Genomic DNA, 16,775 nt, shown 5'->3' on the forward strand with positions numbered 1-16,775 from the left:
ATGGATGCAATAAAAATAAATAATTTGAGTAGAAAATTAGGAAAGTTTGAATTAGAAATCGATGATTTAAATATAATGAGTGGATTTATAACTGGTTTTATAGGTCCTAATGGATCTGGGAAAACAACTACAATAAAATTAATAATGAACATGATAAAAAAGGACAGCGGATCAGTTAAGATATTCGGAAAAGAGTTTTTAGAGGACGACATATCAATTAAATCGCAAATTGGATATATATCGGATAAACCAGGTTTTCTTGAGGAAGCTGTACTATCCGACCTTAAAAGAAATATATCGAGATTTTATAAAAATTGGGATGAGGGCTTATATAATTCCTATATAGACGAATTCGATATAGATGAAAGCAATAAATATCAATCTTTATCAAAGGGACAACAAAAGAAGTTTGAACTAGCTTTAGTTCTTTCACATCATCCAAAGCTTATAATTCTTGATGAGCCAACAGCAAATCTAGACCCACTATTTAGGAACAGATTTTTAGAGATACTTCAAGAGAGAATTGATGTTGACGATTCAACTGTATTTTTGTCTACACATATCACTTCTGATTTAGACAAAGTGGGAGATTACGTAGTATTTATATATGATGGCAAAATAATTTTATCAGGAGTAAAAGATGATATACTAGAAAAACACTGTAAAATTAAAGGCAAAAAAGAACTATTAGTATCAGAAACTAGAGATTTATTTATTTACATTGATGAAAATGAATTTGGATTTGAAGGTATAGTAGATGACAAAAATAGATCATACGACGTTTTTGGAAATGAAGTAGTTTACGATACTGTAAATTTAGAAGATATATTAAGATTCTATGTGGAGGCGAGAAGATATGAATAATGTTATGAATATTACAAAGTTAAGCTATTCCAATCTATGGTCTATGAAAAAAATGTTAGTATTATCAATTTTAATATTTATACCTATCGGTGCATTAAATAATTTAATTCTTAACATGATAATACCTTTAACTGTATATAATTTTACTTACCAAGTTATGGCTTATGAAGACAAAGACAGTATAGATACATTAATTTTATATTTACCAGTCACAAAACAAGAATACATTTTATCGAGATATATATTAGCGCTTACTAATTTGCTTATCGGTATAGTATTCTTCACACTGGGATATATGTTTATTTTAATGTTAAAAAAATACTCTTTTATCTTTGGAATTCAATTAGATATTATAAATTTTGGAATACAAACAACATACCTGCAACAAGGTGCACTAGGCGTTATATCAGCAACTTTTGCAATCAGTGTTTTGATACCATTTTTAATAAAATTTGGATCAATAAAAGGTAGATATATATCGACATTTGTTATGATGATATTTTTATTTGGAGCTTTGCTTGTACAGGTAGATATCAATAATGTCATTATGCAAACGCTAATGTCAATTAGTAATATCAACCTAATATTATTCACTATCCTCATTACGATTGTAGTTATAGCTATATCATATATTTTTTCAAAAACAATGTATAAAACTAAAGAAGTTTCCAGTTAAAATACATTTAAATTTAAAATGAAAAGTTAAATTTAAGATAGAGCAGAATAAAAAAAGGAAGTTGCGTAAATTAACATAGCCAACTACATTACAGCCTTTAGTCCAAGCTGTGGTAGTTGGCTATGTTAATTTACGACAAATTCCTTTTTTTATTCTGCTCTATCTTAAATTATCTATTTTATATATTTTTAGCAACTTCATAAGCATCCCACACAGCGTACATTATATTACTTACTTTATTAGCATCGCCAATTAAATGAATATCGTCTACATCGTATCTTATTTCGTTGTACAATTTATTTTGCGGAGTATATCCAATTGCAAGGACTATACTATCAGCATCTATTTCTTCTTCAATACCATTAGAATTTAGAATAAACCCTATATCAGTTTTTTTGCTAATATAGGAGCTGGATCTTACTTCGATTTTCTTGTATTCAATAAGTTCCAACAGCATGTCTAAATTGGCATGACATAGAGGGGCGTTGAGTTTAAGTATATCGCTCATTTTTTCAACTATAGTTACTTTCTTACCTTGATCGTGTAGCCAAAGGGCTGTCTCACATCCAACAAGTCCTCCACCTACGATTACAACAGAATCTCCTACATCTTTTTTAGAAAGAAGAGCTTCTTCGGCTGTATATATATTTTCAGCTTGATCGATATCGATAAGTTTTGGGTCTGAGCCTGTAGCTAAAACTACAGTATCTGCATTATAAGATTTTATATTGTCTTTATTTACTTCTGTGTTTAATTTAACATCAACTCCTAATTCATCGAGTTGATGTTTATACCAACTTACTAGGTTTCTATCGTCTTCTTTAAAATCAGGAACACCGCCAGGAATAATATTTCCTCCTAGTATATTAGATTTTTCGAGAAGTGTAACCCTGTGACCTCTAATAGCAGAAACCCTAGCAGCTTCCATACCAGCGATTCCTCCACCCACAACAAGAACAGTCTTTTTATCGAAGGCTTTTGAAATAGAGTATTCATTTTCTCTACCACATGCAGGGTTGACAGCACATGAGAGTCCAGAATAAGCGGCAACTCTTCCCATACAACCTTCTTGGCAAGATAGGCATGGACGGACGTGATCGAATTTACCAGCACTTATCTTGTTTGGCACCTGAGGATCTGCAAGAAGAGGTCTACCAAGACCTATCATATCAGTTTTACCAGATAATATAGCGTCGCTTGATAGATCTGGATTTTCCATTCTACCAGCTGTAATTATAGGTACATCTACAGCTTTTTTAAGTTTTTCATTAAACTCTAAGTACATTCCTTTTTTATGGTACATAGGTGGATGTGACCAATACCATGAGTCATAGCTTCCAGCATCTCCATTTAAAGCATCGTATCCAGCGTTGACTAAGATTTTAGCAGCTTCTATACCTTCTTCTATATCGCGTCCTTTTTCAACGAACTTTTCACCTGGAAGACCACCTTTTCTCCAGTCTTTGATAAAACTTTTTATACTGTAACGAAGTGATACAGGGAAGTCTTCACCGCATTCTGATTTAATTGCTTTAACTATTTCACATGCAAAGCGAAGTCTATTTTCTAAAGAACCACCGTACTGATCTTTTCTGTTGTTAAAAAAAGATATTGCAAATTGGTCTAGTAAATATCCTTCGTGAACAGCATGTATTTCTACGCCATCATAACCAGCGTTTTGAGCAACTTTAGCTGCCTCTGCAAATTTATTTATGTAAATTTGAATTTCATCAATTGTCAGTTCTCTACAAGTTACATTATCTAGCCATCTGTGAGGTATTGGAGATGGTGCAACAGCTATATCTCCAACTAAGCTAGGTATTGAAACTCGTCCAAATCCAGCTGTAAGTTGTAGGAAAACTTTAGCACCGTAGGCATGAATTCTCTCTGTCATAATCTTGCTCGTCTTAACAAAATTTAATGGATTTAGAGTAGCACAAGGCATAGACGGCATTACACATTTTTCAATGTCGTTTTCAACATATGTAACACCAGTCATTATAAGCCCAGTTCCACCTTTAGCTCTTTCTACATAGTACTCCACACCTTTTTCGTTATAAGTTCCATCTTCATTGCAAAGTCCAGCAGGTCCCATTGGAGCCATAACAAAGCGGTTTTTTATTTCTAGCGATCCAATTTTTATCGGTTCAAAAAGAATTTTGTGTGTTTCCTTCATAAACAATTCCTCCTAGAATATTATAGTAGTAAAGTTGAGTAAAATTAAAATTTTAACAGACTCACTTAAATTGTATAGAAAATGTAGGATAACTTCAATTAAATATAAAATCAAATAGTAGTTTATAATAAATAAACATAGTACGAAAAAATTATTATATTGACAATAATTATCTGAACTAGTATATTTATAGTATCAAACACAATGATGTGTTTACGAGAGCAGCGAAGCTCCATAGTATAACTATGGAGCTTTTTTGTATTTTTAAGGGAGGGACTCTAATGAAAAATTTTGAATTAAAAACAGAGATAAAATTTGGCCTTGGCTCATTAGAAGCGCTACAAGGAATTCAAGATAAAAGCGTATTGATAATAACAGATCCATTTATGGTGGAGTCGGGAAATATAAATAAGATAGTTGAGAATTTAAAAGGCGCTACATATGAAGTATTTAGCGAAATAGTACCAGATCCACCTATAGAGACTATAGTTAAGGGAGTTGAAGCTTTTAATAAAGTTGACCCGAATGTAATAGTTGCAGTGGGTGGAGGATCTGCTATAGATGCTGCTAAAGCTATAATGGATTTTTCTAAAAAAATATTAAATAAAACATATGTAGAATTTATAGCTATACCAACTACAAGTGGTACAGGGTCAGAGGTAACATCATTTGCAGTTATAACAGATAAGCAAAAAGGTGTGAAATATCCTTTAGTTTCTGATGATTTACTTCCAGATATAGCAATTTTAGATCCAGAACTTGTAAAGACAGTGCCTAATTTTATAACTGCAGATACTGGAATGGATGTGCTAACACATGCGATAGAGGCTTATGTCTCAACAGATGCAGATGATTTCTCAGATGCTTTTGCAGAAAAAGCTATAAAACTTGTATTTAAATATTTGAGAAGAGCTTATAATGACGGTGATGATATAGAAGCAAGAGAAAAAATGCACATAGCTTCTTGTTTGGCAGGACTTGCATTTAACCACGCCTCACTAGGAATAAACCATTCCATTGCACATGCTCTAGGCGGTAAGTTTAAAATACCACACGGAAGAACAAATGCGTTATTGCTTCCACATGTTGTAGAGTACAATTCGGATATTAAAAATAATGCTGGTGGAGAGTATTCTATTGCGGCACAGAAATATTACGAAATAGCAAAGCTTTTAGGCTTTAATTCTACTAATATAAGAGTAGGTGTAAAACGTCTAATAAATGAAATTAAATACTTACAAAATGATATGAATATGGTTACAACTTTGAGTGAGTGCGGTATAAAAGAGAAGGATCTATCAGCATTTAAAGATGAAATTGCGGTAGCAGCATTAAATGATACTTGCACTAAGACAAATCCTAAGAATCCTACACACAAAGAGATAGTGAGTATTATAAAGAATCTTATCTAGCAAATAGTGCTAAGTATTGAAAATAATACAAAGGGAAAACCTTTTAATTTTATTCTAAAAATATTGACAATTATAAACATAATATTTATAATGATAGTAAGTTAAATAATATATCACAATGGAGTGATATTAGAGTAGAAAAGCAATGGGGCTTCTTGAAGACAATGATATTTTGTCTTTGTGGAGCCCCTATTTAATTTTAGAAAGCAGGGAAAATTTTGAGTGAAGATAATGTACAAAGGGTAATACAAGAATATGTTCCTGGTAAACAAGTTACACTTGCTCATATAATAGCAAATCCGAGTGAAGACATATATAAGAAGTTAGGCCTTGTCCTAGATAAAAAAGATGCTTTAGGTATTTTAACGATAACTCCAAGTGAGGCTTCTATAATAGCTGCAGATGTAGCAACCAAGGCTTCAGGTGTCGCTCTAGGTTTTATAGATAGATTTAGTGGATCATTAGTTATAAGCGGTGACGTAAGTTCTGTCGAATCGGCTCTAGACGAAGTTTTAATGGTTCTTGGAAATATGTTGAATTTTTCATCTACTAAGGTTACAAGGACATAAATATGAAAAATGTAATCTTTATGGGAAAAACAGGAAGTGGGAAGACTACACTATGCCAAAAGCTAGATGAATTAGAGCTTGAATACAAAAAGACACAATCAATAGAACTATACAATGATGCAATAGATACACCTGGTGAATATATGGAGAATAGGACACTATATAACGCACTTATGACTACCTCGGTAGATGCAAAAATAATAGCTTTAGTGTATGATTGTACTCAGGAAGAGAATTATATAGCACCAGGATTTGCAACAATGTTTAATAAAGAAGTAATAGGCATTATTACAAAAATCGCCATAGCTACAAAAGCAGAGATAGATTTAGCATTTGAGCAATTAACTATGGCAGGAGCTAGTAAAATCTTTAAAGTGGACACAATAGAAGATATAGGAATTAAAGAACTTCGTTCTTATTTAAAAAATAAAGAATAAAAAATAGTTTTTTAAATAAGCTAATGCTATGGAATCTAATGTATCTAAGTACATTCTTAATTGAGGTGGATAATATGAAAAGAAAAATATTATTAGTCGACGATGACCCGCTAATAAGGGCGGATATTAAAGATATGCTACTTGACAGAGGATATAATATAATTGGTGAAGCTAGCGACGGTTTTGAGGCAGTTGAAGAGTGCAAAAAACATAGTCCTGATCTAGTTATACTCGATATAGACATGCCAATATTAGATGGAATAAAAGCAGGCAAGATAATCAATAAGGAGAATCTTGCTGGTGGAATACTTTTGTTAACATCTTTTGATGGTGAAGAGTATATAGAGAAAGCTAAAAGCATAGGAGCTTTTGGATATATAGTAAAGCCACCCAATGAGAAGATAATTATACCTACTATAGAGATGTGTTTATCTAAAGTTGAAGAGTTTGAAAAAATGAAAAAAAATTTAGACGATATAAATTCTAAATTAACAGAAAGAAAGATAATTGAAAAGGCTAAGGGCATACTTATCAAAGAATACAGTATAACAGAAGAGGATGCGTATTCACGAATTAGAAAGCTCAGTATGGATAAGAGAACTACTATGGTCGAAATATCAAAAACGATTATCATAGGTTATGATGCTTAATATAGATCAGTCAATCAGAGAAATCTGCAAAAGAGAAACATCTTTAAATGAGATAGAGATTGATAAGATAATAGAAGTATCTAAATCCATACAATTTATGGCAGATTTTTACGAAAGTGATGTATTTGTAGATGTACACGGTAAAAAGATGTCTGAAGCATTTGTAGTAGCCCACAGTATGCCTGAAAATAAATCTTTATACAGTGAAAACATAGCAGGAAAACCAGCATTACAAGAGAACGAACCAGGGGTTATAGAAGTATTTCGAACTGGTAATTTAAAAAGAGATATTAAAGCTTTAACACAAGAGTACAAACTAGTAAAACAGACTATTCAGCCTATAAATTTAGAGGACAAGATAATAGGAGTCATAATAGTAGAAAAAGATATAAGTGAAGATTTAAAAGAAGATTTCAGTATAATGAAGTCGGTTAAAGATACCAGTTCTTACAACTTTATAAACTTGTTCAAAAATAACGACTTTTTTATAGATAATTTGAACTCTTCAATACTCGTATTCGATGAGAATGGCTACTTAAAGTTAAAAAATAAAAATGCTGAAGAGTTGTACAGAAATTTAGGGTTTACAGATGACATAATAGATAATCATTACGATTGGTTGACTCTTGAAAATGATGAATTTGAAGCATTTAAATACGAGGATTATGAAACAAAAGAAGTTTACATCGGTGATATGTATTTGTCTATTAAAAGTATACCAATAAAAGATGGTGTATTTAAGTTGGCAAAGGTGATTCAAAATGTAACTGAATTAAAAAAGAAAGAAGCAGAACTCGTTTTAAAATCGGTAGCTGTTAAAGAGGCTCACCATAGAGTGAAAAATAATCTATACACAGTAATTTCACTACTTAGAAAACAAAGTAGACTATCAAAAAATGAAGAAGTGAAAAGCTGTCTAGACAATACTGTTAATAGAGTATTTGCAATACTATCTACACATTATTTACTGTCAAAAGAAGTAGACAATAAGATATCTATAAAGGATGCTATCGATCTGCTTATTAGCAATATACAGGGTGGATATAGCGACAACAAAGATATAAATATATATATATCAGGAGATGATTTCGAAATAAGTGGCGATAAAGCAACTTCACTGTTACTGGTAATGAATGAAATCATTCAAAATTGTTTTGACCATGCTTTTGAAGGTCGAGACTGTGGAAATATACAGATACTTATAAATCAAGAAGAAAAATTTAAGAACATAGCGATAGCCGATGATGGAATTGGTCTAGATGAAAGTAAAGTAAACAACGATAGTTTAGGTACCTTCATAATAGAAAGCTATGTCCAACAAGTATTAAAAGGTGAAATTGTAAGACAATCAAATAAAAATGGTACAAAAGTACTTATTAAGATACCAAAACAGATAACTAATCTACAAAGTAGTAGTTTTAATTAAGCAAAGGGGCTTAAGGTTATTGATAAATGAGGTTGCTATCCTCTATTTATCATAACTTTGAGCCCCTTTGCTTGTTTACAACATACTTTGTACTCTTGGAGGTGAATATGTGAAAGAAGAATTACTTAGCGTCGGTATCGATATCGGTACCAGTACAACTCAACTTATATTTTCTAAACTTACAGTAGAAAATACAGCTTCAAACTTCTCAGTTCCTAGGATAAGTATAGTGGACAAAGAGATAGTTTATAGAAGTAAGGTATATTTTACACCTTTGATTTCAGCAACAGAAATAAATGGAGAAGAAATTAAAGAAATTGTAGAGTCTGAATATAAGAAAGCAAATATAGACAAGGATGACATACAGACTGGAGCTGTAATAATTACTGGTGAGACAGCAAGAAAAGAAAACGCCAACGATGTTTTACATGCACTCAGTGGATTTGCAGGAGACTTTGTCGTCGCAACTGCGGGACCAGATCTTGAAAGTATTATTTCGGGTAAAGGTGCAGGTGCACATATATATTCAAAAGAACATTCTACTACTGTTGTAAATATAGATGTAGGCGGTGGAACAAGTAACCTGTCGCTTTTCAAAAGAGGAGAAGTAGTAGATACAGGATGTTTAGATATTGGTGGAAGACTAATAAAGGTCGATGTTGTAAGTAAAGAAATCACTTATATCTCACCTAAAATTGAGACTATTATCAAAGATAAAAACCTAAATATCCGAGTAGGAATAAAAATAACAAAAGATAATATAAATCCAATCGTAGATATAATGAAAGATATAATAGTGGAAAGCATTGGACTAAAAGAAAAAAGTGAATTATTCGATTTTCTAGTTACTAATAAGTCTATTTCACTAGATGAAGATATAAAAAATGTATCATTCTCTGGAGGAGTTGCCGACTACGTTTATTACGATGGTTCTATAGATGATTATTTTAAATATGGAGACATAGGTATTTTATTGGGACAAGCAATAAAAAATTGTGAAGAGCTGAGAAATATCAATGTAATAAAGCCTCTAGAAACAATACGTGCAACTGTTGTTGGAGCAGGATCTCATACAACTGAGGTAAGTGGAAGTACTATTACTTACACTAACGATGCTTTTCCAATTAAAAACTTACCGATTTTAAAACTTTCAATGGATGAAGAAAGCGGTAACTCGAAAGAACTGAGCGAATCAATTAAGACAAAATTAAATTGGTTCAAGCTAGAAAATGATCTTCAAAAAATTGCAATAGCAATTAATGGACAAAAAAATCCGAGCTTTGAAAAGGTTACAGAATATGCAAAAGGCATTGTCGATGGCATGAGTGAAATAGTAGAGAAAAAACTGCCGTTTATCGTGATTGTAGAAAACGATATGGCTAAAGTACTAGGTCAATCCATATATGCGCTTCTAAATTACAAAACAGATATAGTTTGTATAGACAGTATCAAGGTTGAAAATGGAGACTACATTGATATAGGAAAACCGATTGCGGATGGAAAAGTTTTACCAGTGGTAATAAAAACATTAGTTTTTAATTAATAAATGGAGGTATACACATGATTTTAAAGACTAGATTATTTGGACACACATATCAGTTCAAAAATTTATATGATGTAATGGCGAAAGCAAATGAAGAAAAATCAGGTGATAAGTTGGCAGGACTAGCGGCTGAATCCGCAGAGCAAAGAGTAGCAGCAAAGGTAGTTTTATCTAATATTACTCTTGCTGATATAAGAAACAATCCAGCTGTTGACTACGAAAAAGATGAAGTAACAAGAATTATACAAGATGCTGTAAATGAAAAAATATATACAGATATCAGAAACTGGACTGTTTCAGATTTAAGAGAATGGTTATTAGACAGCGATACTACAGGAGCTGATATTAGAAGAATTTCTAGAGGATTAACTTCTGAAATGATATCTGCAGTAGCAAAACTAATGTCAAATATGGATTTAATCTATGCAGCTAAAAAGATTAAAGTAACGGCTCACTGTAACACTACTATAGGTGAAGAGGGAACTTTATCAGCTAGACTTCAACCAAACCATCCTACTGATGACCCAGATGGAATTATGGCTTCACTTTTAGAGGGGCTTACTTACGGGATAGGAGATGCAGTTTTAGGTCTTAATCCAGTAGATGACTCAGTTGAAAGTGTAACTAAAGTATTAAAGAGATTTGAAGAAGTGAAGCAAAAATACGAAATTCCTACTCAAAACTGTGTACTAGCACACGTTACTACACAAATGGAAGCTATAAAAAAAGGAGCTCCAGCTGACCTTATATTCCAATCAATAGCTGGATCTGAAAAAGGAAATGAAGCTTTTGGTTTTAATGGACAAACAATAGAAGAAGCTAGACAATTAGCTTTAAGAGAAGGAACAGCTACTGGGCCTAATGTTATGTACTTTGAAACAGGACAAGGTTCAGAACTTTCTTCAGAAGCGCATCACGGAATAGATCAGGTTACTATGGAGGCAAGATGTTATGGCTTTGCCAGAAAATACGAACCTTTCCTAGTAAATACTGTTGTAGGATTTATAGGACCAGAGTATTTATACGATGCAAAACAAGTAATGAGAGCAGGTTTAGAAGACCATTTCATGGGTAAACTTAGTGGACTTCCAATGGGAGTTGACGTTTGTTATACAAACCACATGAAAGCAGATCAAAATGATATGGAAAATCTAGCAGTTCTATTAACTACTGCAGGTTGCACATACTTCATGGGTATACCACACGGAGATGATGTAATGTTAAACTATCAAACTACAGGATACCATGAAACAGCATCACTTAGAGAGATGTTTGGACTTACAGCAATAAAAGAGTTTGATGCTTGGCTTGAAAAAATGGGATTCTCTAAAAATGGTAAGTTAACTAGTAGAGCTGGTGACGCATCTATATTATTAGGATAGGAGGTTTTGTGATGAATGAAAAAGAGTTAAGAGGTTTAGTTGAACAACTTGTTGAACAAATGGCTGGGAATATTGATGTAGATAAGATTCAAGATACTATAAAAAATGAGTATGTAAGTGAAGTAGATAACGATGGATGTATCGATGATATAACTGAAATAGATATTAAAAAACAATTACTTGTAAAAAATCCTAAAGATGCAGAAGCTTACTTAGATATGAAAGCAAAAACTCCTGCAAGAATAGGAATAGGTAGAGCTGGTGCGAGATACAAGACTGATACTGTTTTAAGATTTAGAGCAGACCATGCAGCAGCACAAGATGCAGTATTCTCGTATGTAGATGAGGATTTTGTAAAAGAAAACAATTTATTCGCAGTAGAGACACTGTGTAGAGATAAAGATGAATATCTTACTAGACCAGATTTAGGTAGAAGATTTTCTAAAGAAACAATAGATGCAATTAAAGCAAAATTAGGAACTAAACAAAAAGTATTACTTATGGTAGGAGATGGACTTAGTTCAGCTGCTATTGAGGCAAATTTTAAAGACTGCGTTGAGTCAATAAAGCAAGGTCTTAAAATGTATGGAATTGACACTGGAGAAATACTTTTTGTAAAACACTGTAGAGTTGGTGCTATGGATCAACTTGGCGAAGAATTAGATTGCGAAGTAGTATGTATGCTTGTAGGAGAAAGACCTGGCCTTGTAACTGCAGAATCTATGTCTGCTTATATAACATATAGACCTAAAATAGGAATTGCTGAGGCTAAAAGAACTGTTATATCAAACATACACAAAGGTGGAACAACTGCTGTTGAGGCAGGGGCACATATATCAGAACTTATAAAAACTATGTTAGATAAAAAAGCATCTGGAATTGACCTAAAATAATTAGTTAGGGGAGTATAGAATATGAAAAATGATGTAATTCGCCCAAATATATTGGGAACAAAGATAATACCAAATATATCTGTAGAAATGGCAGAAAAATTAAAATTAAAACCACATCAAAAAAGTTTAGGACTTATAACTTCTGACTGTGATGATGTGACTTATACAGCTTTAGATGAAGCAACTAAAGCATCAGAGGTAGATGTTGTATACGCTAAATCAATGTATGCTGGTGCAGGAAACGCATCGACTAAGATAGCAGGAGAAGTTATTGGAATTATAGCAGGACCTAGTCCAGCAGAAGTAAGAAGTGGTCTAAATGCAATAATTGACTTTATGGAGTACGGAGCGTCATTTATAAGTGCTAATGACGACGATTCTATAGTTTACTTTGCGCATTGTGTATCTAGAACTGGAACTTATCTTTCTGAATTAGCTGGAGTTAAAGAAGGGGAAGCATTAGCTTACCTAGTAGCACCACCATTAGAATCAATGTACGCTTTAGACGCCGCTCTAAAAGCTGCAGACGTAAAACTTTGTGAACTATTTGAACCTCCTACTGAGACAAACTTTGGAGGGGCATTACTTACAGGATCTCAATCAGCTTGCAAGGCAGCGTGTGACGCATTTGCAGAAGCTGTTAAGTCAGTAGCAGAGAATCCAACAGGATTTTAATTAAATGAAATCTTTAGGATTAATTGAAGTTATAGGTTTTGTTTCGGCTGTTGAGGCGACCGATGTTTGCCTAAAAGCTGCAAATGTTAACCTATCTAGAATTGATAGAGTCGGCGGCGGTATAGTCACTGTAAGTATAGTTGGAGATGTAGGAGCAGTAAAAGCTGCAGTAGATGCTGCTCAGTTAGCTGTAGAAAGAATAGGAACACTGAGATCAGCTCATGTAATACCGAGATTAAACTCAGATGTAGAAGAATATTTATTTAAACCTAATAATGATGAACCAAAACATAAAATTGATGAGGTTAGCTCAGACTCTAAAAAATCAGAAGATACTATAGAAGAAATAGAAACAATAGAATCTAAAGAAATTGCAGAGATTGAAAGAAACGAGTCCGAAGAAGTTACAGAGATACAAAAAGTTGTATTGGATGAAGCAGTTGAAATACAAGAAACAGCTGAATTGGAAATTGAAATAACTGAATCACAGGCAGTAAAAGAGTTAGACTCTATCAATTTAAAAGAAGAGGTTCAAGAAAAAGATACAAGTAAACTTGAAAAAGAAACTTCTGATTTTTCTAAAATAAGTGTTAAAGAGCTAAAAGCAAAAATAAAAACACTTGATCCTTCGATAAGTACAAATACTTTAAAAAGGATGAAGAAGGAGGAGCTTGTAGAGTTTATAGATAAGTTGAATAGAGAGGATAAATAGTTATGGAACTTGTAGATAGAGACTTAATTTCAATACAAGAGGTCAGAACTCTTGTTAAAAAAGCTAAGATTGCTCAAGAAAAATTAGCTAAGTTAGATCAAGATCAGATAAATAAAATAGTAAAAGCTATTGCCGATGCTGCGTGTGAAAACGCGTCTAGATTAGCAAAGATGGCTAATGAGGAAACAGGCTTTGGTAAATGGGAAGATAAGATAGTAAAAAATACTTTTGCTTCTCAAGGAGTTTATGAATATATAAAAAATGAAAAAACTGTAGGAATAATTGGAGAGAATCCAGAGGAAAAGACTATAGAGATAGCTACTCCACTAGGAGTTATAGCAGGGCTAATACCTTCTACTAATCCTACTTCTACAGTAATATATAAAACATTAATTTCAATAAAATCAGGAAACACTATTGTGTTTTCACCACATCCAAATGCTAAAAACTGTATTATTGAGACAATTAAAGTAATAAATGATGCAGCTAAAAGCGCAGGTTGCCCTGAAGATGCAGTACTTTGTATAACTACACCTACTATGCAGGCAACAAGTGAACTAATGAAACATAAAGATACAGCTATGATACTAGCTACTGGTGGAGAAGCAATGGTTAAGGCTGCATATTCATCAGGAACACCTGCAATAGGAGTAGGGCCTGGAAATGGACCAGCTTTTATTGATAAGAGTGCAGATGTGAAATTAGCTGTAAAAAGAATTATAGATTCTAAGACTTTTGACAACGGTGTAATTTGTGCATCCGAACAATCTATAGTAGTAGAAAAAGCTATGGAAGAAAAAGTTGTAAAAGAGTTAAAAGATCAAGGTGCACATTTACTTACAGATGATGAAAGTAAAAAGCTATCTAAATTTATATTAAGAGCTAATGGAACTATGAATCCAAAGATAGTTGGTAAAAGTGTAGCTCAGATATGTGAACTTGCTGATCTTAAGGATGTACCAAAAGGATCTAAGATATTAGTAGCTAGAGAAACTGGAGTTGGAGCTAATGTAGCATACTCTAGAGAAAAGCTTGCACCAATACTTGCATTCTATGTTGAAGAAAATGTAGACAGAGTAGTAGATAGATGTAGAGAAGTATTATTAAATGAAGGAGCAGGTCATACTTTTTCAATGCACGCAAATGATGATGAATTAGTAAGAAAATTCGCGTTACAAATGCCTGTATCAAGAATAATGGTAAATACTCCTTCAGCGCTTGGTGGAATTGGAGGATCAACAAATCTAGTTCCTGCACTTACACTAGGATGTGGTGCAATAGGTGGTAGTTCTACATCAAACAATATAGGACCACTTGATCTTATAAACATCAAGAGAGTTGCCTATGGAGTTAAAGAAATAGAAGAACTAAAAGGTAATAAAGCTAGTTCAGAAAATCAATTATTAGATTCAGTTGGAAAAGATGAACTAATAGACTTACTTGTAGAAAAAATAGTAAAAAAATTAGTTTAGTAAGTTAAGCAATTAAATAAGTTAATAAATATGTTAGTAATTTAAATTAAAATAAATAATATAAAAAATTTTGGAGGAAATAGATATGGCAAACGCAAACGCATTAGGGATGATAGAAACTAAAGGATTAGTAGGAGCTATAGAAGCTGCAGACGCAATGGTTAAAGCAGCAAATGTTCAATTAGTAGGTAAAGAGCAAGTTGGCGGTGGTTTAGTAACTGTTATGGTAAGAGGAGATGTTGGAGCAGTTAAAGCCGCTACAGATGCAGGAGCAGCTGCAGCTGAAAGAGTAGGAGATCTAGTATCTGTACACGTTATACCAAGACCACACTTTGAAGTTGATGCAATACTTCCAAAAGTAACTGAATAATATTGGATTAAATTTTAAAATCTAACAAAAATGTGCTACTTATTTCTAGTAGCACATTTTATCCATCTGATAGGAGATGAGATAGATGGGAGTTATAACAGAAGCGGAAATAAGAAAGCAAATTAATAAAAATAAAGAACTTAAAACTTTCTATATTGAAAGAGGTCAGATTGTGACTCCATCTGCAAAATCGTATTTATCCGAAAAAAATATCGAGATAAAGTATATGGATGACAAAGAAGATTTAAACAATAATATAGGCAAAGATAATAATAACGACAATAAAAATGGAAAATTTAAAGAAGAATCAGTAAAAAAGTACAAGTATACTACGGTATTTGGGGGGCATATGGCAGAAAAACCAGAACATATGACTCAACTTAATGGCAATTTACTCGTATTTAAAGACCATAAAAGGATTATTTTAAGGGGAAAACTTGATTCACTTGAAACAAAGATATTAGAATCTCAGATTATATGTATAAAAAATGGTATGGAAAGTTTAGCAAAAGATTTGGATGAAGTACTTTCATTTATAAGAACCATCTTAAGATGTGAAGTATTAGAGGAGCCATTAGAAGAATTTACATTACTTGGGCTTACTCCAAAAGAACTTAGAGAACAGTCTCATTATCCTAAAAAATACTTTGGAATAGACCATGAATATATAAGCTATAAAATGGGTGAAGTAGTAGTATCTATAAATAGTATTAGAACTTCAGTTAGAGAAGTTGAACTCTCGTTATATGAAGCATTTAAAGGTGAATATGGCCAAATAGAGAGGGAAGATTTAATGAAAGGTCTAAATAGACTGTCTTCTCTATGTTGGATATTAATATACAAAGTAAGAACTGGTGAATACAAGTAAGGAGATTTTATGGAAAATATATTAAATGAAATTGTTGAAGAAGTTTTAGCTAAAGTAAAAAAAGAAGCGTTTATTGAAGTAGAGGCATCTGGAAGACATGTACATTTAAGCAGAGGAGATATGGAGGCTTTATTTGGTTCAAACTATGAGCTTACAAAGTCAAAAGACTTATCTCAACCTGGGCAGTACGCATGTAAAGAAAGAGTGACAATCACTGGTCCAAAAGGAAGTATAAAAAACGTTATAGTTTTGGGTCCATGTAGATCAAATACACAAGTAGAAGTTTCGCTTACAGATTTAGCATCATTAGGTCTTAAAGCTCCTGTTAAACAAAGCGGAGATTTAGAAGGTAGTCCTGGACTAAAAATTTCTGCAGGAGATAATGAAATAAGTATAGACAGAGGTCTAATAGTAGCAAAGAGACATATACACATTACACCAGAGGATGCTACAAAGTTTGGCGTACATGATAATGAAGTGGTAAATATAAAAGTTTTCGGAGATAGACCTCTTATATTTGAAGATGTTGTAGTTAGAGTAAATGCAAATTATAGAACATATATGCATATTGATTACGACGAGGCAAATGCTTGTGGCTTTAAAAAATGTACTGTGGCAAAAATAGTAAAGTAACCTCTAGGAGGAGAAAT

17 protein-coding genes are annotated in these 16,775 nt (G+C 32.7%); 16 read left to right on the forward strand and 1 reads right to left on the reverse strand.

Annotation, left to right across the window (positions count from 1 at the left end):
• A complete protein-coding gene (locus J2Z43_RS01505; protein ID WP_209455537.1) occupies positions 1 to 864 on the forward strand; it encodes an ABC transporter ATP-binding protein in 864 nt (287 codons plus the stop codon).
• Positions 857 to 1,540, forward strand: a complete 684-nt coding sequence (locus J2Z43_RS01510) for an ABC-2 transporter permease (RefSeq protein ID WP_209455538.1) — start codon at positions 857 to 859, stop codon at positions 1,538 to 1,540. The genes J2Z43_RS01505 and J2Z43_RS01510 overlap by 8 nt, the downstream gene beginning before the upstream one ends.
• Before the next feature lie 178 nt (positions 1,541 to 1,718).
• Here the strand turns inward: J2Z43_RS01510 and J2Z43_RS01515 are convergent, their stop codons facing one another.
• Positions 1,719 to 3,716 carry an oxidoreductase gene (locus tag J2Z43_RS01515; RefSeq protein ID WP_209455539.1) on the reverse strand — a complete coding sequence of 666 codons (1,998 nt, stop codon included), beginning with the start codon at positions 3,714 to 3,716 and terminating at the stop codon, positions 1,719 to 1,721.
• Between the two features lie 281 nt (positions 3,717 to 3,997).
• Here J2Z43_RS01515 and J2Z43_RS01520 point away from each other — a divergent pair, with 281 nt between their 5' ends.
• The 14 genes from J2Z43_RS01520 to eutD all read left to right on the forward strand — a co-directional run bounded on the left by J2Z43_RS01520 (position 3,998) and on the right by eutD (position 16,758).
• Positions 3,998 to 5,128 (forward strand): 1-propanol dehydrogenase PduQ, encoded by a 1,131-nt coding sequence (locus J2Z43_RS01520; RefSeq protein ID WP_209455540.1) that lies wholly within the window; start codon positions 3,998 to 4,000, stop codon positions 5,126 to 5,128.
• Positions 5,129 to 5,346: 218 nt separating this feature from the next.
• Positions 5,347 to 5,697 carry a BMC domain-containing protein gene (locus J2Z43_RS01525; RefSeq protein ID WP_027702166.1) on the forward strand — a complete coding sequence of 117 codons (351 nt, stop codon included), beginning with the start codon at positions 5,347 to 5,349 and terminating at the stop codon, positions 5,695 to 5,697.
• A 2-nt stretch (positions 5,698 to 5,699) separates the two neighbouring features.
• The gene (locus J2Z43_RS01530; protein WP_027702165.1) at positions 5,700 to 6,134 is read left to right on the forward strand and encodes a EutP/PduV family microcompartment system protein; all 435 of its coding nucleotides are present in this window, start codon (positions 5,700 to 5,702) and stop codon (positions 6,132 to 6,134) included.
• Positions 6,135 to 6,208: 74 nt separating this feature from the next.
• Positions 6,209 to 6,784, forward strand: a complete 576-nt coding sequence (locus J2Z43_RS01535; RefSeq protein WP_209455541.1) for an ANTAR domain-containing response regulator — start codon at positions 6,209 to 6,211, stop codon at positions 6,782 to 6,784.
• Entirely contained in the window at positions 6,774 to 8,210 is a 1,437-nt protein-coding gene (locus J2Z43_RS01540; RefSeq protein WP_234925926.1) for a sensor histidine kinase, read from the forward strand. The genes J2Z43_RS01535 and J2Z43_RS01540 overlap by 11 nt, the downstream gene beginning before the upstream one ends.
• A gap of 109 nt (positions 8,211 to 8,319) precedes the next feature.
• Complete coding sequence (gene eutA, locus J2Z43_RS01545; protein ID WP_209455542.1) at positions 8,320 to 9,753, forward strand: ethanolamine ammonia-lyase reactivating factor EutA; 1,434 nt, start codon at positions 8,320 to 8,322, stop codon at positions 9,751 to 9,753.
• 17 nt (positions 9,754 to 9,770) lie between these two features.
• Positions 9,771 to 11,135 carry an ethanolamine ammonia-lyase subunit EutB gene (locus J2Z43_RS01550; RefSeq protein ID WP_209455543.1) on the forward strand — a complete coding sequence of 455 codons (1,365 nt, stop codon included), beginning with the start codon at positions 9,771 to 9,773 and terminating at the stop codon, positions 11,133 to 11,135.
• 11 nt (positions 11,136 to 11,146) lie between these two features.
• Positions 11,147 to 12,028: an ethanolamine ammonia-lyase subunit EutC gene (gene eutC, locus J2Z43_RS01555; RefSeq protein ID WP_209455544.1), complete on the forward strand. Its 882-nt coding sequence runs from the start codon at positions 11,147 to 11,149 to the stop codon at positions 12,026 to 12,028.
• A gap of 21 nt (positions 12,029 to 12,049) precedes the next feature.
• Positions 12,050 to 12,703 carry an ethanolamine utilization microcompartment protein EutL gene (gene eutL / locus J2Z43_RS01560; RefSeq protein ID WP_027702160.1) on the forward strand — a complete coding sequence of 218 codons (654 nt, stop codon included), beginning with the start codon at positions 12,050 to 12,052 and terminating at the stop codon, positions 12,701 to 12,703.
• Between the two features lie 4 nt (positions 12,704 to 12,707).
• Positions 12,708 to 13,415, forward strand: coding sequence for a BMC domain-containing protein (locus J2Z43_RS15110; protein WP_209455545.1), 708 nt, complete (start codon positions 12,708 to 12,710; stop codon positions 13,413 to 13,415).
• A 2-nt stretch (positions 13,416 to 13,417) separates the two neighbouring features.
• Entirely contained in the window at positions 13,418 to 14,887 is a 1,470-nt protein-coding gene (locus tag J2Z43_RS01570) for an acetaldehyde dehydrogenase (acetylating) (protein ID WP_209455546.1), read from the forward strand.
• A gap of 85 nt (positions 14,888 to 14,972) precedes the next feature.
• Complete coding sequence (locus tag J2Z43_RS01575; protein ID WP_024621466.1) at positions 14,973 to 15,257, forward strand: BMC domain-containing protein; 285 nt, start codon at positions 14,973 to 14,975, stop codon at positions 15,255 to 15,257.
• An 85-nt stretch (positions 15,258 to 15,342) separates the two neighbouring features.
• Positions 15,343 to 16,125: a cobalamin adenosyltransferase gene (locus J2Z43_RS01580; RefSeq protein WP_209455547.1), complete on the forward strand. Its 783-nt coding sequence runs from the start codon at positions 15,343 to 15,345 to the stop codon at positions 16,123 to 16,125.
• 9 nt (positions 16,126 to 16,134) lie between these two features.
• The gene (gene eutD, locus J2Z43_RS01585) at positions 16,135 to 16,758 is read left to right on the forward strand and encodes an ethanolamine utilization phosphate acetyltransferase EutD (protein WP_209455548.1); all 624 of its coding nucleotides are present in this window, start codon (positions 16,135 to 16,137) and stop codon (positions 16,756 to 16,758) included.
• Positions 16,759 to 16,775 lie beyond the last annotated feature (17 nt).

The sequence above is a fragment of the Metaclostridioides mangenotii genome, from assembly GCF_017873185.1.
Classification (GTDB): domain Bacteria; phylum Bacillota; class Clostridia; order Peptostreptococcales; family Peptostreptococcaceae; genus Metaclostridioides; species Metaclostridioides mangenotii.

Bases quoted from the DNA above. Each gene is read 5' to 3' on its own strand.
- eutC (WP_209455544.1), top strand. From the start codon at position 11,147: ATGAATGAAAAAGAGTTAAGAGGTTTAGTTGAACAACTTGTTGAACAA.
- J2Z43_RS01505 (WP_209455537.1), top strand. From the start codon at position 1: ATGGATGCAATAAAAATAAATAATTTGAGTAGAAAATTAGGAAAGTTT.
- J2Z43_RS01515 (WP_209455539.1), bottom strand. From the start codon at position 3,716: ATGAAGGAAACACACAAAATTCTTTTTGAACCGATAAAAATTGGATCG.
- J2Z43_RS01530 (WP_027702165.1), top strand. From the start codon at position 5,700: ATGAAAAATGTAATCTTTATGGGAAAAACAGGAAGTGGGAAGACTACA.
- J2Z43_RS01575 (WP_024621466.1), top strand. From the start codon at position 14,973: ATGGCAAACGCAAACGCATTAGGGATGATAGAAACTAAAGGATTAGTA.
- J2Z43_RS01510 (WP_209455538.1), top strand. From the start codon at position 857: ATGAATAATGTTATGAATATTACAAAGTTAAGCTATTCCAATCTATGG.
- eutL (WP_027702160.1), top strand. From the start codon at position 12,050: ATGAAAAATGATGTAATTCGCCCAAATATATTGGGAACAAAGATAATA.
- J2Z43_RS01570 (WP_209455546.1), top strand. From the start codon at position 13,418: ATGGAACTTGTAGATAGAGACTTAATTTCAATACAAGAGGTCAGAACT.
- J2Z43_RS01540 (WP_234925926.1), top strand. From the start codon at position 6,774: ATGATGCTTAATATAGATCAGTCAATCAGAGAAATCTGCAAAAGAGAA.
- J2Z43_RS01535 (WP_209455541.1), top strand. From the start codon at position 6,209: ATGAAAAGAAAAATATTATTAGTCGACGATGACCCGCTAATAAGGGCG.
- J2Z43_RS15110 (WP_209455545.1), top strand. From the start codon at position 12,708: ATGAAATCTTTAGGATTAATTGAAGTTATAGGTTTTGTTTCGGCTGTT.
- eutD (WP_209455548.1), top strand. From the start codon at position 16,135: ATGGAAAATATATTAAATGAAATTGTTGAAGAAGTTTTAGCTAAAGTA.
- J2Z43_RS01520 (WP_209455540.1), top strand. From the start codon at position 3,998: ATGAAAAATTTTGAATTAAAAACAGAGATAAAATTTGGCCTTGGCTCA.
- J2Z43_RS01580 (WP_209455547.1), top strand. From the start codon at position 15,343: ATGGGAGTTATAACAGAAGCGGAAATAAGAAAGCAAATTAATAAAAAT.
- J2Z43_RS01550 (WP_209455543.1), top strand. From the start codon at position 9,771: ATGATTTTAAAGACTAGATTATTTGGACACACATATCAGTTCAAAAAT.